At 63.7% G+C, this 15,753-nt stretch carries 18 protein-coding genes; 3 read left to right on the top strand and 15 right to left on the bottom strand.

Annotated elements, in window-relative coordinates:
- Positions 1 to 39: 39 nt before the first annotated feature.
- The 5 genes from HNE05_RS04250 to HNE05_RS04230 form a co-directional block, all read right to left on the bottom strand.
- A complete protein-coding gene (locus HNE05_RS04250) occupies positions 40 to 306 on the bottom strand; it encodes a DksA/TraR family C4-type zinc finger protein (protein WP_173203673.1) in 267 nt (88 codons plus the stop codon).
- Positions 307 to 380: 74 nt separating this feature from the next.
- Positions 381 to 1,244 carry an isocitrate lyase/PEP mutase family protein gene (locus HNE05_RS04245; protein WP_173203671.1) on the bottom strand — a complete coding sequence of 288 codons (864 nt, stop codon included), beginning with the start codon at positions 1,242 to 1,244 and terminating at the stop codon, positions 381 to 383.
- Positions 1,245 to 1,410: 166 nt separating this feature from the next.
- Positions 1,411 to 2,409: a type II secretion system F family protein gene (locus tag HNE05_RS04240; RefSeq protein ID WP_173203668.1), complete on the bottom strand. Its 999-nt coding sequence runs from the start codon at positions 2,407 to 2,409 to the stop codon at positions 1,411 to 1,413.
- A gap of 296 nt (positions 2,410 to 2,705) precedes the next feature.
- A complete protein-coding gene (locus tag HNE05_RS04235; protein ID WP_173203666.1) occupies positions 2,706 to 3,446 on the bottom strand; it encodes a substrate-binding periplasmic protein in 741 nt (246 codons plus the stop codon).
- Between the two features lie 64 nt (positions 3,447 to 3,510).
- Complete coding sequence (locus HNE05_RS04230; protein WP_173203664.1) at positions 3,511 to 4,437, bottom strand: substrate-binding domain-containing protein; 927 nt, start codon at positions 4,435 to 4,437, stop codon at positions 3,511 to 3,513.
- Positions 4,438 to 4,632: 195 nt separating this feature from the next.
- Here HNE05_RS04230 and HNE05_RS04225 point away from each other — a divergent pair, with 195 nt between their 5' ends.
- Positions 4,633 to 5,898: an Hsp70 family protein gene (locus HNE05_RS04225; protein ID WP_173203662.1), complete on the top strand. Its 1,266-nt coding sequence runs from the start codon at positions 4,633 to 4,635 to the stop codon at positions 5,896 to 5,898.
- A 66-nt stretch (positions 5,899 to 5,964) separates the two neighbouring features.
- On the opposite strand, the gene hisC is transcribed toward HNE05_RS04225, so the two are convergent.
- The 10 genes from hisC to HNE05_RS04175 form a co-directional block, all read right to left on the bottom strand.
- On the bottom strand, positions 5,965 to 7,020 hold the full coding sequence (gene hisC, locus HNE05_RS04220; protein ID WP_173203660.1) for a histidinol-phosphate transaminase: 1,056 nt from the start codon (positions 7,018 to 7,020) through the stop codon (positions 5,965 to 5,967).
- A 119-nt stretch (positions 7,021 to 7,139) separates the two neighbouring features.
- Positions 7,140 to 8,450 carry a histidinol dehydrogenase gene (gene hisD, locus HNE05_RS04215; protein WP_173203658.1) on the bottom strand — a complete coding sequence of 437 codons (1,311 nt, stop codon included), beginning with the start codon at positions 8,448 to 8,450 and terminating at the stop codon, positions 7,140 to 7,142.
- A gap of 122 nt (positions 8,451 to 8,572) precedes the next feature.
- The gene (gene hisG, locus HNE05_RS04210; RefSeq protein WP_173203656.1) at positions 8,573 to 9,205 is read right to left on the bottom strand and encodes an ATP phosphoribosyltransferase; all 633 of its coding nucleotides are present in this window, start codon (positions 9,203 to 9,205) and stop codon (positions 8,573 to 8,575) included.
- 67 nt (positions 9,206 to 9,272) lie between these two features.
- Positions 9,273 to 10,538, bottom strand: coding sequence for a UDP-N-acetylglucosamine 1-carboxyvinyltransferase (murA, locus tag HNE05_RS04205; RefSeq protein WP_173203654.1), 1,266 nt, complete (start codon positions 10,536 to 10,538; stop codon positions 9,273 to 9,275).
- Between the two features lie 22 nt (positions 10,539 to 10,560).
- Entirely contained in the window at positions 10,561 to 10,800 is a 240-nt protein-coding gene (locus HNE05_RS04200) for a BolA family protein (RefSeq protein ID WP_173203651.1), read from the bottom strand.
- Positions 10,801 to 10,973: 173 nt separating this feature from the next.
- Positions 10,974 to 11,282 carry an STAS domain-containing protein gene (locus tag HNE05_RS04195; protein ID WP_173203649.1) on the bottom strand — a complete coding sequence of 103 codons (309 nt, stop codon included), beginning with the start codon at positions 11,280 to 11,282 and terminating at the stop codon, positions 10,974 to 10,976.
- Positions 11,279 to 11,923 carry an MlaC/ttg2D family ABC transporter substrate-binding protein gene (locus HNE05_RS04190; protein WP_173203647.1) on the bottom strand — a complete coding sequence of 215 codons (645 nt, stop codon included), beginning with the start codon at positions 11,921 to 11,923 and terminating at the stop codon, positions 11,279 to 11,281. Before HNE05_RS04190 ends, HNE05_RS04195 begins: the two co-directional genes overlap by 4 nt.
- An 11-nt stretch (positions 11,924 to 11,934) precedes the next feature.
- Positions 11,935 to 12,402 (bottom strand): outer membrane lipid asymmetry maintenance protein MlaD, encoded by a 468-nt coding sequence (mlaD, locus tag HNE05_RS04185; protein ID WP_173203645.1) that lies wholly within the window; start codon positions 12,400 to 12,402, stop codon positions 11,935 to 11,937.
- Positions 12,402 to 13,199: a lipid asymmetry maintenance ABC transporter permease subunit MlaE gene (mlaE, locus tag HNE05_RS04180; RefSeq protein WP_173203643.1), complete on the bottom strand. Its 798-nt coding sequence runs from the start codon at positions 13,197 to 13,199 to the stop codon at positions 12,402 to 12,404. Before mlaE ends, mlaD begins: the two co-directional genes overlap by 1 nt.
- Positions 13,199 to 14,008: an ATP-binding cassette domain-containing protein gene (locus HNE05_RS04175; RefSeq protein WP_173203641.1), complete on the bottom strand. Its 810-nt coding sequence runs from the start codon at positions 14,006 to 14,008 to the stop codon at positions 13,199 to 13,201. Before HNE05_RS04175 ends, mlaE begins: the two co-directional genes overlap by 1 nt.
- Positions 14,009 to 14,251: 243 nt before the next feature.
- Between HNE05_RS04175 and HNE05_RS04170 the strand changes: the two genes are divergently transcribed.
- A complete protein-coding gene (locus tag HNE05_RS04170; RefSeq protein WP_420826985.1) occupies positions 14,252 to 15,226 on the top strand; it encodes a KpsF/GutQ family sugar-phosphate isomerase in 975 nt (324 codons plus the stop codon).
- Positions 15,227 to 15,751, top strand: coding sequence for a KdsC family phosphatase (locus tag HNE05_RS04165; protein ID WP_173203639.1), 525 nt, complete (start codon positions 15,227 to 15,229; stop codon positions 15,749 to 15,751).
- Positions 15,752 to 15,753 lie beyond the last annotated feature (2 nt).

Below are 15,753 nucleotides of genomic sequence, written 5' to 3'. Positions count from 1 at the left end.
TGGGCCTCCCTTTTTTGTGCGCAAAATCCAGGGGCGCACTCAGCGCAGCTGGCTGTCCTTGCTACCGCGGCGGTTGTAGCCACTGAACTGTGCCTGCTCCTGGTCATGCCGCGACTGACACGGCACACACAGGCGCACACCGGGCACGGCCTGGCGACGAGCCTCGGGGATGGCCGCTTCGCATTCCTCACAGCGCGTCAGGCTGGCGCCGCTCGGCAGCTGGCTGCGGGCACGCTGGACGGCGTCCTCGATGCTGCTGTTGATCTGTTCCTGCACCGCACCGTCGTTGGCCCAGCCACCGGCCATGGCAACCTCCGCGCTTCGCTAACGTCTCCTCACAGTTATGCGCAGGCTGGCCGCCTTTTACCAGTGCTGTTCGTCTACTCCTGCACATCCATGTATTCACGCGCCCAGACAAAGTAGTCCTCGGGCTGGGTGTACTTGTGCGTCAGCTCGGTGGCATTCAGGTCGCTGGCGGCGATGCCGCGCTGCTCGCGCAAGCAGTCGTAGGTGGCCTTGATCGCGGCGAAGTAGGCGGCGTGGCCATCGACCACGATGCGCACGCCGAGGCTGGCCAGGCGAGCATCGTCGCGCAGCTGCGGGTTGCCGTAGCTGACCAGCATCAGCGGCACGCTGAGGTTCTGCGCAATCTGTTCCAGGTGGCTGAAGTCACGAATGCCGACCATGCAGATGGCATCGGCACCGGCGGCCTGGTAGGCCAGGGTGCGGCGGATCACCTCGTCGACATCGAGCACGCCCGCATGGGTGCGGGCGATGATCGCCAGGTCGGGATCGACGCGCGCCTCCAGCGCCGCACGGATCTTGCCGACGCCTTCGTCGACCCCGATCAGGTCGGTGGACTTGCGCCCGAACTGCGCCGGCAGCAGGGTGTCTTCCAGGGTCAGGGCGGCGATGCCGGCACGCTCCAACTCCACCACCGTGCGCATCACGTTGAGCGCATTGCCATAGCCGTGGTCGGCATCGGCGATTACCGGCAGGCGGGCGACCCGACCGATGCGGGTGGCCTGCTCGACGAACTCGCTGAGGCTGATCAGGGCAAAGTCCGGCGCCGCCAGAACTTGTAGTGAAGCTACAGAACCGCCCAGGATGCCCACCTCGAAAGCGAGATCGGCGGCGATACGTGCGGACATGGGATCGAACACCGAAGCGGTGTGATAGCAGGCGTTCGAGGCAAGAAGCGCACGAAACTGCGCGCGAAGGTCGTGATGCGAGGCTCTTTGCATGGGATGCACTGTCGTCGAGGTCTGTCAGGGTCAACCGATTATGTAGCAAAACTACAAAAACAGTCATGTAGTAAAACTGCATACACCTCGATTAGCCTTGCAGCCAACTTTCAGCGACGAATGACAGGCGCTCACGTTCTGGCTTACCGATCAGCCCCGCTGCCTGTCAGCCCAGCTCTGCCGGCAGTCGTGGGGCAATGCCGCCACCGGTCAACAGGCCATAGGCCATCCACAAAGCCACGGCGACATACACCAGGCGCGGCAACCAGGTCGCCAGCTGCTCCTGGAAATCGGCCAACGCCAGCGACTCGCGTGCGGCATAAGCGAGCAAGGTCGCCGGCAAGGTGCCACTGGCCTCACCGGTACGAATCAGGCTGGCCAGCTGTGGCTTGCCGGGAAAATCCAGCGGCAGGATGGCCTGAGCCAGCGGCGCGCCAGCCTGCACGCGCTGCTGCAGACCGAGAAAGTCGCTGCGCAGTTGGCTGTTGCTCAGGGTCGCACAGGCCTTGGGTAAGGCCTCGAACATCGGCAAACCGGCTTCCAGCATCAGCCCCAGGCTTTCGAAGAAGTCCCGCGTATTGCGCCGTGCATGGGCCTGGCCGAACAGCGGCACCCGCAGCAACCAGGCATCCCGCGCGCCGGCCCGCAATGCCGCCGGCCGCTCCAGGCGCTGCAGCCACTGGCGCCCGCACAAAATCAAAGCAGTCAGGATCAATAGCGGCTGAAGTACGCCCCACAGATAGCCGAACAGGCTCAGGTTACCGGCCACCAGGCTGGGCAAAGGCTGGATCAGCAAGGCCAGCACCAGCACCGCCGCCGGCAGCAGCAGGCGCGACTGCAGGGCCTTGGCCTGCGTGACCTTGTGTGCGTAATGCTCAGCCAGGCGCTCATACACCCGCGCCGGACTACCGGCACTCTGCGCAGCCTGCAGCAAGGTGACTTCCAGCGGCGTGAACAGACCGGACTTCTGCCCGGCAGCCGCCAGGTCACGCCCCTGGGTCAGCAGGCGCAGCATGGCCTCGACCCGGTTCTGCACGCCGCCCGGCAACTGCACGGTGGCCAATGCGCGATCCGCCGGTAGCCCGGCCTTTTCCATGGCCGCCAGCTGGGCGAACAGGATGGCGCGATCGGCCAGGCCCACAGGAGCAACGGATTTCGCAGGCATCGACAACTCCACGACAAGGATGGCAGGCGGCCATGCGATACATTTTTCCGCCCTACAGGTGCAGCAGTTTAACCGCTGCCTCGACCGCCATCAGATGGCGATCCATGCCACTGCGTAGATCTCGCATTTATTGTCACGGCATTAGAGGAAATAAAGGAACACGCCTGCCCTCTGCCGCCCCGACTATTACGCAGTCTCGCCGCCGACCAGTTCCGCAGGCACTACGCCTGATCAGCGCCTATGCCTATAGCGACGCCGAATCCACACGAGTAGCGCACGCCCAGCACTGGAGTGTCTCAGCGCTGGCTGGCGCTTGGAAACCAGCGGGTGAAGATCTGCCCCAGGCTGCCATCGCGGCGCATGCCATCGAGTTCGCGCTGCCACTCGGCCACCTGCGCCGCATCGGTCTTCTTGGAGAAGGCGATGTAGTAGTCCGACTGCATCAACGACAGGTGCGCCTGCACGTCCTCCGGACGCAGGCCACCGGTCGCCAGCTCCTCGCGCAGGGTCACATCCTCAGTGGCGATCAGCTTGACCCGACCATGCTTGAGCATGGTCACCATCTGTTTGGAACTGGGCACGCCATAAAGATTGGTGAAGCCCATACGCTGCAAGGTCTCGAAGGTGTACCACTGCTTGGGCAAGGCCAAGGGGCCACTGTTCGCCGCATCCTCGAGGGTGTCGATGCGCAGGTTGCTGGACTTCAGCGAATAGAAGCGCGTGGAACCCTGCAATATCGGCCCCACCCACTGGAACAGCGGTTCGCGCTCCTCGGTACGCACCATGGAGAACAAAGCAGTATCGGGCTCAGTCTTGACCAGATGGTAGCCACGGGTCCAGGGCAGCAACTCCATGTGCACGGCATGCCCGGTGCGCTGCACCAGCATGCGCACCACTTCTACCGAGTAGCCATCGAGCTTGCCTTCGCGGCGAAAGCTGGTCGGTGGCGCCTCCTCGGTCAGCAGCAGCAATTCGGCTGAACCGAGGCTCGGCAACAGCAGCCCCAGCAGCCAGCAGGCCAACAGCCTTGCACGCATCTTCGCGTCCCTCCTTGTTCAGCTCAGCCTAGTCGATGGCTGAGCGCCTGTTGGATTACGCCGTTCAGGGCGACAACAAGCGCTGGATGCGTTCTTCCTCGAGATTGCTGCGCTCGACAAACACTGCGGCCAAGGCAATGGTGCGCGGCCCGCCGGCCTCACCACGCAGATGGCGCTGAGCCAGAACCACGCTCTGGTAGCCCATCTGATAAGGCTGCTGGATCAACAACCCGGCCATGTGCCCGTCGCGCAGCGCATCGACCAGCTGCGGGTTGGCATCAAAACCGATATGCACCAGCTTGCCGGCAAGCTTCGCCCGCCGCAGCGCCCCCAGGGTAATCAGGCTGGTCGCCTCGTTGGTCGTGAATACCCCATCCAGCTCATCCAGCTCCCTAGCCAAACTGCTGCGCTCTGCACTCTCATTGGCCGGCAGATAGCGCTCGAGGACGACCTGCAAACCTCCGGCAACGGCACCCTGGATAAAGCCACGGGCTCGCTCGGCAATCGATTGCGCCCTGGATCTGGGGCGCAGCAGAGCAACACGGCCCTCGCCCTTGAGCAAACGAGCCATCTGCTGGCCCGCCAGTAGCCCGGCCTGATAGTTGTCGGTGGCCACCGCACCCGATACGTTGCTACTGCCCAGATCACGATCGATGAACAGGGTGGTCACGCCACGCTGCTTGAGCTCCGCCAGCCGCGGTAGCACTTCGTTGCTGCTGGGCGCCACGATCAGTGCCGCGCAGGGTCGCTCCAGCACCTTGTCGATGATCTGCAACTGCTGCTGCGGGTCACGCTCGCTCTGCGGCCCGCGAAAATGCAGGTCCAGCCCGTTCTGCTGCGCCGCCATCTCCGCCCCCAGCTGCACGTGCCGCCAGAACGTATGACCACCGGCTCCAGACACCATATTGATGCAGTCGGCCAGCAGCGGCCCAGGCAACAGGGCCAGCACGGCGACCAGCGAACGGGCAGGCGAGGTAGCGCAGATAGGCATACGGAACATCCCAAACGACACAACTGTCGGTGAAGCCCGTTACCCTGGGCGATGCTGGGCTCCTTGGTTTCCCCTATCACTGTAGCAGTTGGCCATTACCTCACCGCAGCCCGACACGCGGCCACAGATTCCCCGAGCACAGCGCGCCGCTCTCGCATAAACTGCGCGGCCGTTTTTTCCCGGAACCGCTGCAGCATGAGTCTCGATCTTCCCGCCAATGCCCTGGGCATCGACTTCGGTACTTCCAACTCCACCGTCGGCTGGTGGCGCGCAGGCGTCGAGCCGCTGCTGGAACTGGAAGACGGCAAGATCACCCTGCCCTCGGTGGTGTTCTTCAACACCGAGGAGCGCCGCCCGGTGTATGGCCGCCTGGCCCTGCACGAATACCTGGACGGCTACGAAGGCCGCCTGATGCGCTCGCTGAAGAGCCTGCTCGGCTCCAAGCTGCTGAAAAGCGAAACCACCGTACTCGGCAGCGCCCTGCCGTTTCGCGATCTGCTCGGTTTCTTTATCGGCGAGCTGAAGAAGCGCGCCGAAACCTTCGCCGGCCGCGAGTTCGAGCAGGTGGTGCTGGGCCGCCCGGTGTTTTTCGTCGACGACGACCCGCTCGCCGACCAGGAAGCCGCCAATACCCTGGTGGCAGTGGCCAACAAGCTGGGTTTCAAGGACGTGTCGTTCCAGTTCGAGCCGATCGCCGCCGCTTTCGACTACGAGCGCACGATCACCCGCGAGGAGCGCGTGCTGATCGTCGACATCGGCGGCGGCACCTCAGACTTCTCGCTGATCCGCCTGTCGCCGGAACGGCGCGACCAGGCCGACAGGCAGAGCGACATCCTCGCCACCGGCGGCGTGCACATCGGCGGCACCGACTTCGACAAACAGCTCAGCCTGGAAGGCGTGATGCCGCTGTTCGGCTATGGCAGCCGGATGAAGAGCGACGCTTTCATGCCGACCAGCTACCACCTCAACCTGGCTACCTGGCACACGATCAACGCGGTGTACGCGCAGAAGTCGCAACTGGCGCTGCAGAACATGCGCTACGACATCGTCGACCCGAGCGGCATCGATCGCCTGTTCAAGCTGATCGAGCAGCGCGCCGGGCACTGGCTGGCCATGCAGGTGGAAGAAGGCAAGATCGCCCTGACCGAGCACGACCAGTACCGCATCGACCTGCAACGGGTCGAAAGCGGCCTGCACGTCCTGCTCGACCGGCCGTTGTTCGACCAGGCCATCGGCGGCCTGCTGGAGCGCGTCACCGCCAGCGTCGCCGAACTGCTCCAGCAGGCCGGGGTGAAGGCCGAAGAGATCGACACGGTGTTCTTCACCGGCGGCTCCAGCGGCATCCCGGCCCTGCGCCAGAGCATCTGCGCCCTGCTGCCGAACGCTCGCGCCACCGAAGGCAACACCTTCGGCAGCATCGGCAGTGGCCTGGCCATCGAGGCGAAGAAGCGTTACGGCTGATTGGCGTGGGCGTAGTGCCAGTCCCCCACCATGAAAAACGGCGCCCTTTCGGCGCCGTTATCTATTTCAGAGGATCTGCCCCAGGGCATCCAACAACGCCTGGTTCTGCTCCGGCGCGCCGATGGTGATGCGCAGGAACTGGGCGATGCGCTGCTGCTTGAAGTGCCGCACGATCACCCCATGCTCGCGCAGGGCGGCGGCCAGTTCCGCGGCATCGCGCTGCGGGTGGCGGGCGAATACGAAGTTGGCGGCCGACGGCAACACCTCGAAACCCAGGTCGCTCATGGCGGCGACCAATGCCTCGCGGCTGGCGATCACCGCCTGGCAGGTCTGCTGGAAGTAGGCCTGGTCCTCGAACGCCGCCGCCGCGCCGGCAATCGCCATGCGGTCCAGCGGGTAGGAGTTGAAGCTGTTCTTGATCCGCTCCAGCGCCTCGATGAGGTCCGGGTGGCCGACCGCCAGACCAACCCGCAGGCCGGCCAGGGAGCGCGACTTGGACAGGGTCTGGCTGACCAGCAGGTTGGGATACTGGTTCACCAGGCTGATCGCCGTCTCGCCGCCGAAGTCGATATAGGCCTCGTCGACCAGCACCACGGTATCCGGATTGGCCTTGAGCAGGCGCTCGATGGCCGCCAGGCCGAGGGCGCAGCCAGTCGGCGCGTTGGGGTTGGGGAAGATGATGCCGCCATTCGGGCGCGCGTAGTCTTCCACGCGGATCTGGAACTGCTCGTCCAGCGGCAGCGCCTCGTAGGCAATGCCGTACAAGCCGCAGTAGACCGGGTAGAAGCTGTAGGTGACATCCGGGAACAGCAGCGACCGGCCGTGCTGGAACAGGCCGTGGAACGCGTGCGCCAGCACCTCGTCGGAACCATTGCCGACAAACACCTGGGCGGTGCTCACGCCGTAGTAGTCGGCCACTGCCTGCTTCAGGCGGTCGCTGTTGGGGTCCGGGTACAGGCGCAGGTTGTCGCCCAGCTCGGCCTGCATGGCGGCAATCGCCTTGGGCGACGGGCCATAGGGGTTCTCGTTGGTGTTGAGCTTGACCAGCTTGGCCAGTTTCGGCTGTTCACCCGGTACGTAGGGCACCAGGTCCTTGACGAAGGGGCTCCAGAATTTGCTCATCTGCCCTTCTCTCCTCGAATTAGGTTCGTGTTGCTTTTCGTAGGAGCGAGCTCTGCTCGCGAATGGCCCGCTTAAAAGCTTCGCGAGCAGAGCTCGCTCCTACAAGGGTTCGGGTTGGCTTACGGCTTGATGCGGTACTCGGCGCTGCGGGCGTGGGCAGTCAGCGACTCGCCACGGGCCAGCACGCTGGCTACCTTGCCCAGCTCGGAGGCACCCTCAGCCGAGCAGTGGATGATCGACGAGCGCTTCTGGAAGTCGTACACCCCCAGCGGCGAGGAGTAGCGCGCAGTGCCGGAGGTTGGCAGCACGTGGTTGGGACCTGCGCAGTAATCGCCCAGCGCTTCCGCGGTGTAGCGCCCCATGAAGATCGCGCCGGCATGGCGGATCTGCGGCAGGTACTGCTCGGGATTTTCCACCGACAGTTCCAGGTGCTCCGGGGCGATGCGGTTGGCCACTTCGATGGCCTGGGCCATGTCGGCGACCAGAATCAGCGCACCGCGGCCTTCCATGGAAGTACGGGCGATGGTCTCACGCTCCAGGGTCGGCAGCAGCTTGGCGATGCTCGCCGCCACGCGGTCGAGGAAGGCGGCATCCGGGCTGACCAGAATGGCCTGGGCATCCTCGTCGTGCTCGGCCTGGGAAAACAGGTCCATGGCGATCCAGTCCGGGTCGGTCTGGCCGTCACATACCACGAGAATCTCCGATGGCCCGGCGATCATGTCGATGCCGACCTTGCCAAACACGTGGCGCTTGGCGGTAGCCACATAGATGTTGCCGGGGCCGACGATCTTGTCCACCGGTGGCACGCTCTCGGTGCCGTAGGCGAGCGCGGCCACGGCCTGGGCGCCGCCAATGGTGAACACCCGGTCGACGCCGGCGATACAGGCGGCGGCGAGGACGATCTCGTTGATCTCGCCACGCGGGGTCGGCACCACCATCACTACTTCCGGCACGCCGGCGACCTTGGCCGGGATGGCGTTCATCAGCACCGAGGACGGGTAGGACGCCTTGCCGCCCGGCACATACAGGCCGGCGCGGTCCAGCGGGGTAACCTTCTGCCCCAGCACCGTGCCGTCGGCCTCGGTGTAGCTCCAGGAATCCTGCTTCTGCCGCTCGTGGTACAGGCGCACGCGCTCGGCGGCTTTTTCCAGGGCGCTGCGCTGCTCGGGGGTGATGCGGGTCAGGGCCAGCTCCAGGCGCTCGCGCGGCAGGATCAGGTCAGCCATGGAGGCGACGTCCAGGCCGTCGAACTGCTTGGTGAACTCGACCACGGCGGCATCGCCACGCTCGCGCACGGCCTTGATGATGTCCAGCACGCGCTGGTTGACCGCGTCGTCCGACACGCTTTCCCAGCTCAGCAGATGATCCAGATGACGGGCGAAGTCCTGGTCAGCGGCGTTGAGTCGGCGGATAGCAATGGGACTGGTCATAGCGGGCCTCTTGATTGGCAAATGCTCGGGCGCCCGTAGGGTACCAGCCGCTCCGCGCGGGCACCTGAGAATTCTGGCTATGACACGGATAGGCGGGCGCGACGCAATGTCGCGCAAGGGTATTAGCTGGGGTGTCGCGATTCGACGGCGGCGCGCAGGGTATCGATCAGCGCCTGGATGCGGCTGTGCTGCATCTTCATCGAGGCCTTGTTGACGATCAGCCGCGAGCTGATTGTGGCGATCAGTTCCTGGGCCTCCAGGCCGTTGGCACGCAGGGTGTTGCCGGTGTCGACCACGTCGATGATCTTGTCGGCCAGACCGACCAGCGGTGCCAGCTCCATGGAGCCGTACAGCTTGATCACTTCGACCTGGCGGCCCTGCTCGGCGTAGTAACGCTTGGCCACGTTGACGAACTTGGTGGCCACGCGCAGGCGACCTTTCGGCTCCGGCGCGCCAACCTTGCCGGCGGTCATCAGCTTGCACTTGGCGATCTGCAGGTCCAGCGGTTCGTACAGCTCACCGCCGTACTCGAGCAGAACGTCCTTGCCGGCCACGCCGATGTCGGCCGCGCCATGCTCGACATAGGTCGGCACGTCGGTGGCACGCACGATCAGCAGCTGCACATCATCCTGGGTAGTCGGGATGATCAGCTTGCGGCTCTTTTCCGGATTCTCGGTGGGCACGATGCCGGCTTCGGCCAGCAACGGCAGGGTGTCATCGAGAATGCGGCCTTTGGACAGGGCGATGGTCAGCATTACGCAATTTCCTTAGAACAGGCGCCAGCCCTTGCGGGCTGGTGGTTGGGCTACGCGCAGCGCCAACCTAGCCTGGTACGCGGCGGATCTTGGCGCCGAGCAGCTGCAGTTTTTCCTCGATGCACTCATAGCCACGGTCGATGTGGTAGATGCGGTCGATCAGGGTCTCGCCTTCGGCAACCAGGGCGGCGATCACCAGGCTGGCCGATGCACGCAGGTCGGTGGCCATCACCGGGGCACCCTTGAGTTGCGGCACGCCGGTAACGATGGCGGTGTTGCCTTCGACCAGGATCTGCGCGCCCATGCGGTTCATCTCGTAGACGTGCATGAAGCGGTTCTCGAACACGGTCTCGATAACGGTACCGGTGCCCTCGGCAATCGCGTTGAGGGAGATGAACTGGGCCTGCATGTCGGTCGGGAAGGCCGGGTACGGCGCGGTGCGCAGGTTGACGGCTTTCGGCCGCTTGCCCTTCATGTCCAGCTCGATCCAGTCCTTGCCGGTGGTGATCTCGGCGCCCGCTTCCTGCAGCTTGGAGAGTACCGCCTCGAGGATGGTCGGATCGGTGTCTTTCAGCTTGATCCGGCCACCGGTGGCGGCGGCAGCCACCAGATAGGTGCCGGTTTCGATACGGTCGGGCATCACGCTGTAGCGACCGCCACCGAGGCGCTCGACGCCGTCGATGGTGATGGTGTCGGTACCGGCACCGCTGACCTTGCCGCCCATGGCATTGATGAAGTTGGCCAGGTCGACCACTTCCGGCTCACGCGCGGCGTTTTCCAGGACAGTGCGACCGCGCGCCAGGGCGGCGGCCATCATGATGTTCTCGGTACCGGTCACGCTGACGATATCGAAGAAGAAGTGCGCGCCACGCAGGCCGCCTTCCGGCGCCTTGGCCTTGATGTAGCCGCCTTCGACGTCGATCTTCGCGCCCATGGCTTCCAGACCGCGGATGTGCAGGTCGACCGGACGCGAACCGATGGCGCAACCGCCGGGCAGCGCCACTTCGGCTTCGCCGAAACGGGCGACCATCGGACCGAGCACGAGGATCGAGGCGCGCATGGTCTTCACCAGCTCATACGGCGCGACCAGGGTCTTGATGCTGCTGGCGTCGACTTCGACGCTGAGCTTCTCGTCGATCACCGGCTGCACGCCCATGCGCCCGAACAGCTCGATCATGGTGGTGATGTCGTGCAGGTGCGGCAGGTTGCACACGGTGACCGGGGTGTCGGCCAGCAGGGTGGCGGCGAGGATCGGCAGGGCCGAGTTCTTCGCACCGGAAATGCGGATTTCGCCATCGAGGCGGATACCGCCGGTAATAATCAGTTTATCCATTGCTATCTCGCTGCCCGCAGGCTCAGGAGCGCTCGGCCCAAGCGGCCTGGCTGAAGAATTTCATGGTCACTGCGTGAATACTGCCATCGGCGATCCAGGCATTGAGGTGGGCATAGACTTGTTGCTGGCGCTTGACCGGGCTGAGGGCGGCCAGCTCATCGCTGATCAGGTTCAGCTGGAAATTGCAGCCCTCGCCTTCCACCTCGATACGGGTGTCCGGCATTTTGGCTTCCAGGAGGCTTTTTACTTCGACGGCCTGCATGCTCAACCTCGATCGGCGCATAAGAAATCAGTGGCGGGCCAAGGCTCGCGGGCCGGCCATGATACAAAAAAGCCCCCCGCCTGCGAAGCCCGGATACCCGGATCGCTGACGGAGGGCCTTGTAGCCTGCTTACGCGCTCGTCAGTCAGGGCGCGCCAACAGGCTCCTGACCGCTCAAGCCTGCGGCGCGAGCACTTCGAGCAGGCCGGAAACCTTGGCGATTTCCAGCATATCAGCGGGAAGTCGGCGAATGCTCAGTGGCTTGTTTGCGGCCTTGGCATCGCGCAGAAAGGCCAAGAGCAGCGACAAACCAACGCTGCTGGACTTCTCCACCAGCGCGCAGTCCAGCACCAGGCTCGCTTGCGTGCTGGCCTGGATCAACTGGCGCCCGGCCTCGCGCAAGGCTGGCCCGGTGCGATAGTCGAGCACGCCGACGAGCTGCAGCTCGCCAGTGGCGGCCTGGCGAATGGCGCCGTCGCTCATTGCCCGTTTGCCTGCTGACCGGTGGCGCTGTCCTTGGCCTTGGCCACTACGTCGGCCCAGCCGTCGATGGTCTTGTCGAGGTCGTTGCCATTGCGCTGCATGCTGTCAGCGAACTGGTCACGGAACAGCTTGCCGATGTTGATACCGTTGATGATCACGTTGCGCAGCATCCACTGGCCGTCAATCTGCACCATGGTGTAGGACACCGGGTAGACGGTGCCCTTGCTGTCGCTGACTTCCATGCCAACGCTGGCACGATCGGCGCCCTCGGCCTTGGCCGGCAGCACACGAATGTCCTGATTGTCGTACTCGAGCAGAGCATTGCCATAGAACTGCATCAGGCTGCGCTTGAAGTTGTCTTCGAAGCGCTGCAACTGCTCGGGGCTGGCCTTGCGCGAATATTTGACGGTCATGATGCTGCGCGAAATGCCTTCGCTGTCCACCACCGGGCCGAGGATGCGATTCAGCGCATCATAGAAATCCTGGGGGGTCTCCTTGTAAGCCGCCTTGTTGGCTTTCAGGTCGCCGATCAATTGATCGGTGGTCTGCTGCACCACGTCATGGGCACTGGGGGCCGCCTGGGCCAGCAACGGCAGGGCGGCCAACACCACCAACAGGCCATTACGCAGAATCTTCAGCATGGTGAAATTCCTCATTTGCTCTCTTTATTCACCGAATTGATCAGGAACTTGCCGATCAGGTCTTCTAGCACCAGCGATGACTGGGTGTCATGGATAACACTATCGGCCGTCAGTACATCTTCCTCACCACCGACGCTGATGCCGATGTATTTCTCGCCGAGCAGGCCGGCCGTGAGAATCGAGGCCGTGGAATCAACCGGCAGGTTGTCTACGCGCTTTTCCACTTCCATGGTCACCCGACCGGTGTAGCTGTCGTGATCGAGGTCGATGGCGGTGACCTTGCCAATGGTCACGCCGGCCATGGTCACCTTGGCCCGGACCGTCAGCCCGGCAATATTGTCGAAGTGCGCATAGAGCTTATAGGTATCGCCCGAACTCGCTGCCGACAGGCCGCTGACACGCAGGGCCAACAGCAACAGGGCCAGCAATCCAGCCAGCAGGAACAGGCCGACGCCGATTTCCAGGGAGCGGCTTTGCATCAGAGATCTCCAAACATCAGGGCGGTCAGAATAAAGTCGAGGCCGAGCACAGCCAGGGAGGCATACACCACGGTTTTGGTGGTGGCACTGCTGATGCCTTCCGAGGTGGGTTCGCAGTCATAGCCCTGGAACACGGCGATCCAGGTCACCACGAATGCAAATACGATGCTCTTGATCACACCATTGAGCACATCTTCGGTGAATTGCACGCTGTTCTGCATGTTCGACCAGAACGAGCCTTCGTAGACCCCCAGCCAGTCGACCGCGACCATCGCCCCGCCCCAGATGCCCACCACACTGAAGATAGTGGCCAGCAGCGGCATGGAGATGAAGCCGGCCCACAGGCGCGGGGCAATGATGTACTTGAGCGGGTCGACACCGATCATTTCCAGGCTGGACAGCTGCTCGGTGGACTTCATGTTGCCGATTTCGGCGGTCAGCGCCGAACCGGCACGCCCGGCAAACAGCAAGCCGGTCACCACCGGCCCCAGCTCACGCAGCAGGGTCAGGGCGACCATCTGCCCGACCGCCTGCTCGGAGCCATAGCTGCTGAGGATATTGAAGCCCTGCAGCGCCAGCACCATGCCGATAAACAGGCCGGCCACCACGATGATCGGCAACGACAGTACACCGACAAAATACAGCTGACGGATCAGCAACTGGCCGCCATTACTCAGGCCACTGCGGCCGAACAACGAACTGAGCAAGAACAGTGACGAGCGGCCCAGGGCCTGGACCACATCGATTCCGGAGCGGCCCAGCAGGCGGATGCGCTCGAGTGGCGAAGACTTACGCATCAACGCGCCCCCAATAAATCGTCAAGATAATCTGGCGCCGGATAATGGAAAGGCACCGGACCATCCGGAATCCCTTTCATGAACTGCTGGATGCGCGGGTTATCCGAGTTCATCAGCTCATCGGGAGTGCCCTGCCCCAGCACCTGACCATCGCCCACCACATAGAGGTAGTCGGCAATGCTGGCGGTTTCGGCGAGGTCATGGGAAACCACGATACTGGTGATACCCAGGGCGTCGTTGAGCAGGCGGATCAGGCGCACCAACACGCCCATGGCGATCGGGTCCTGGCCGACGAACGGCTCGTCGTACATCAGAATCTGCGGGTCCAGGGCAATCGCCCGGGCCAGCGCCACGCGACGCTTCATGCCGCCCGACAATTCATCCGGCATCAGCTCGATGGCGCCGCGCAGCCCCACGGCCTGCAGCTTCAGCAGCACGATGTCGCGAATCATCTCGTCGGACAGCTGGGTATGTACCCGCAACGGAAAGGCGACGTTCTCGAACACATCGAGGTCGGTAAACAAGGCACCGCTCTGGAACAGCACACCGAACTGCTTGCGCATATCGAACAGGTCGCTGCGCGACAGCGTCGGCAGGTTCTGCCCGTTGACCCACACCTCGCCGCTGGACGGCTTGAGCTGAGCAGCAATCAGACGTAACAAGGTCGTCTTGCCGCAGCCGGAAGGACCCATGATGCCGGTGACCTTGCCGCGCGGAATGCAGATATCGACATTGTCAAAGATGGTGCGTGCGCCGCGCCTGAAGGTCAGGCCCTTCAACTCGACAGCGTAGGCATTATCGGCGCTCATCCAAACTCCTTGTGAGACGGTCATCCCTGAACAGACGCGGCATTCCCGAGCGAGGACACCCGATAGCGCAGGCAGGCCGAACAGGGCGCGCAATATATCACCCAAGCCTTACGCGCCCAAGGTTGCGCAATGTTTTCAAGCAATTTAAGCGCTGTATCACCCAGCCAACATCCGCCAGGGGTGAGGCGAAGCGGCTTTCCCGCTATAATCGCCGACTTTTCTGCCGACCGTCGTGAAATCGTCATGAGCCAGTCCAGCGATCTGATCCAATCCGCCCAACGCACCATGCGCCTCGAACTCGAAGCCATCGAGGCCTTGCTCAACCGCGTCAACGGCGATTTCGTGCACGCCTGTGAGTTGATGCTGGCCTGCAAAGGCCGCATCGTTGTGGTCGGCATGGGCAAGTCCGGGCACGTCGGCAACAAGATCGCCGCCACCCTGGCCAGCACCGGCACTCCGGCTTTTTTCGTCCACCCGGCCGAAGCCAGCCATGGCGACATGGGCATGATCACCCGTGACGACGTGGTGCTGGCGCTGTCCAACTCCGGCTCGACTGCCGAAATCGTTACCCTGCTGCCGCTGATCAAGCGCCTCGGCATCACCCTGATCAGCATGACCGGCAACCCGGAATCGCCGCTGGCCAAGGCTGCGGAAGTCAACCTGGATGCCCAGGTGGCCCAGGAAGCCTGCCCACTGAACCTGGCGCCGACCTCCTCCACCACCGTATCCCTGGTGCTCGGCGACGCCCTGGCCATCGCCCTGCTGGAAGCCCGCGGCTTTACCGCCGAAGACTTCGCCTTCTCCCATCCCGGCGGCGCACTCGGTCGACGCCTGCTGCTCAAGGTGGAGAACGTCATGCACAGCGGTGCCCGCCTGCCCCTGGTGCAGCGCGGTACCAGCCTGCGCGACGCCTTGCTGGAAATGACCCGCAAGGGCCTGGGCATGACGGTAGTGGTCGAAAGCGATGGCAAGTTGGCCGGGATCTTCACCGACGGCGACTTGCGCCGCACCCTGGACAAAGGTATCGACGTGCGCGATGCCAGCATCGATAGCGTGATGACCGTGCACGGCAAGACCGCCCGCGCCGACATGCTCGCAGCCGAAGCCCTGAAAATCATGGAAGACCACAAGATCAACGCGCTGGTAGTGGTGGACGACGAGGATCAGCCCGTCGGCGCCCTCAACATGCACGACCTGCTGCGCGCCGGAGTGATGTAAATGAACAGTGAACTGCTGCAACGCGCCAAGCCGATCAAACTGGCCATCTTCGATGTCGACGGCGTGCTGACTGACGGCAAGCTGTATTTCCTGGTCGACGGCAGCGAATTCAAGACTTTCAACACCCTCGACGGCCACGGCATCAAGATGCTGATCAACTCCGGGGTGCGCACCGCCATCATCAGCGGACGCAAGACTCCGGTGGTCGAGCGTCGCGCGCAGAACCTGGGTATCCAGCACCTGTACCAGGGCCGCGAAGACAAGCTGGTCGTGCTGGACGAACTGCTCGGCGAGCTCGGTCTAAGCTACGAACAAGTCGCCTACCTGGGCGATGACCTGCCAGACCTGCCGGTGATCCGTCGGGTCGGCCTGGGCATGGCCGTGGCCAGCGCCGACGACTTTGTCCGCCAGCACGCCCATGGCGTCACCGCGGCGCGCGGTGGCGAAGGTGCCGCCCGCGAATTCTGTGAACTGATCATGCGCGCCCAGGGCAGCCTCGACGCCGCCCAAGCCGCCTACCTCTAGGA

The organism is Pseudomonas campi, from assembly GCF_013200955.2.
Classification (GTDB): domain Bacteria; phylum Pseudomonadota; class Gammaproteobacteria; order Pseudomonadales; family Pseudomonadaceae; genus Aquipseudomonas; species Aquipseudomonas campi.
This window is presented reverse-complemented; position numbering and strand designations above follow the sequence as displayed.

Bases quoted from the DNA above. Each gene is read 5' to 3' on its own strand.
- HNE05_RS04250 (WP_173203673.1), bottom strand. From the start codon at position 306: ATGGCCGGTGGCTGGGCCAACGACGGTGCGGTGCAGGAACAGATCAAC.
- HNE05_RS04245 (WP_173203671.1), bottom strand. From the start codon at position 1,244: ATGCAAAGAGCCTCGCATCACGACCTTCGCGCGCAGTTTCGTGCGCTT.
- HNE05_RS04240 (WP_173203668.1), bottom strand. From the start codon at position 2,409: ATGCCTGCGAAATCCGTTGCTCCTGTGGGCCTGGCCGATCGCGCCATC.
- HNE05_RS04235 (WP_173203666.1), bottom strand. From the start codon at position 3,446: ATGCGTGCAAGGCTGTTGGCCTGCTGGCTGCTGGGGCTGCTGTTGCCG.
- HNE05_RS04230 (WP_173203664.1), bottom strand. From the start codon at position 4,437: ATGCCTATCTGCGCTACCTCGCCTGCCCGTTCGCTGGTCGCCGTGCTG.
- HNE05_RS04225 (WP_173203662.1), top strand. From the start codon at position 4,633: ATGAGTCTCGATCTTCCCGCCAATGCCCTGGGCATCGACTTCGGTACT.
- hisC (WP_173203660.1), bottom strand. From the start codon at position 7,020: ATGAGCAAATTCTGGAGCCCCTTCGTCAAGGACCTGGTGCCCTACGTA.
- hisD (WP_173203658.1), bottom strand. From the start codon at position 8,450: ATGACCAGTCCCATTGCTATCCGCCGACTCAACGCCGCTGACCAGGAC.
- hisG (WP_173203656.1), bottom strand. From the start codon at position 9,205: ATGCTGACCATCGCCCTGTCCAAAGGCCGCATTCTCGATGACACCCTG.
- murA (WP_173203654.1), bottom strand. From the start codon at position 10,538: ATGGATAAACTGATTATTACCGGCGGTATCCGCCTCGATGGCGAAATC.
- HNE05_RS04200 (WP_173203651.1), bottom strand. From the start codon at position 10,800: ATGCAGGCCGTCGAAGTAAAAAGCCTCCTGGAAGCCAAAATGCCGGAC.
- HNE05_RS04195 (WP_173203649.1), bottom strand. From the start codon at position 11,282: ATGAGCGACGGCGCCATTCGCCAGGCCGCCACTGGCGAGCTGCAGCTC.
- HNE05_RS04190 (WP_173203647.1), bottom strand. From the start codon at position 11,923: ATGCTGAAGATTCTGCGTAATGGCCTGTTGGTGGTGTTGGCCGCCCTG.
- mlaD (WP_173203645.1), bottom strand. From the start codon at position 12,402: ATGCAAAGCCGCTCCCTGGAAATCGGCGTCGGCCTGTTCCTGCTGGCT.
- mlaE (WP_173203643.1), bottom strand. From the start codon at position 13,199: ATGCGTAAGTCTTCGCCACTCGAGCGCATCCGCCTGCTGGGCCGCTCC.
- HNE05_RS04175 (WP_173203641.1), bottom strand. From the start codon at position 14,008: ATGAGCGCCGATAATGCCTACGCTGTCGAGTTGAAGGGCCTGACCTTC.
- HNE05_RS04170 (WP_420826985.1), top strand. From the start codon at position 14,252: ATGAGCCAGTCCAGCGATCTGATCCAATCCGCCCAACGCACCATGCGC.
- HNE05_RS04165 (WP_173203639.1), top strand. From the start codon at position 15,227: ATGAACAGTGAACTGCTGCAACGCGCCAAGCCGATCAAACTGGCCATC.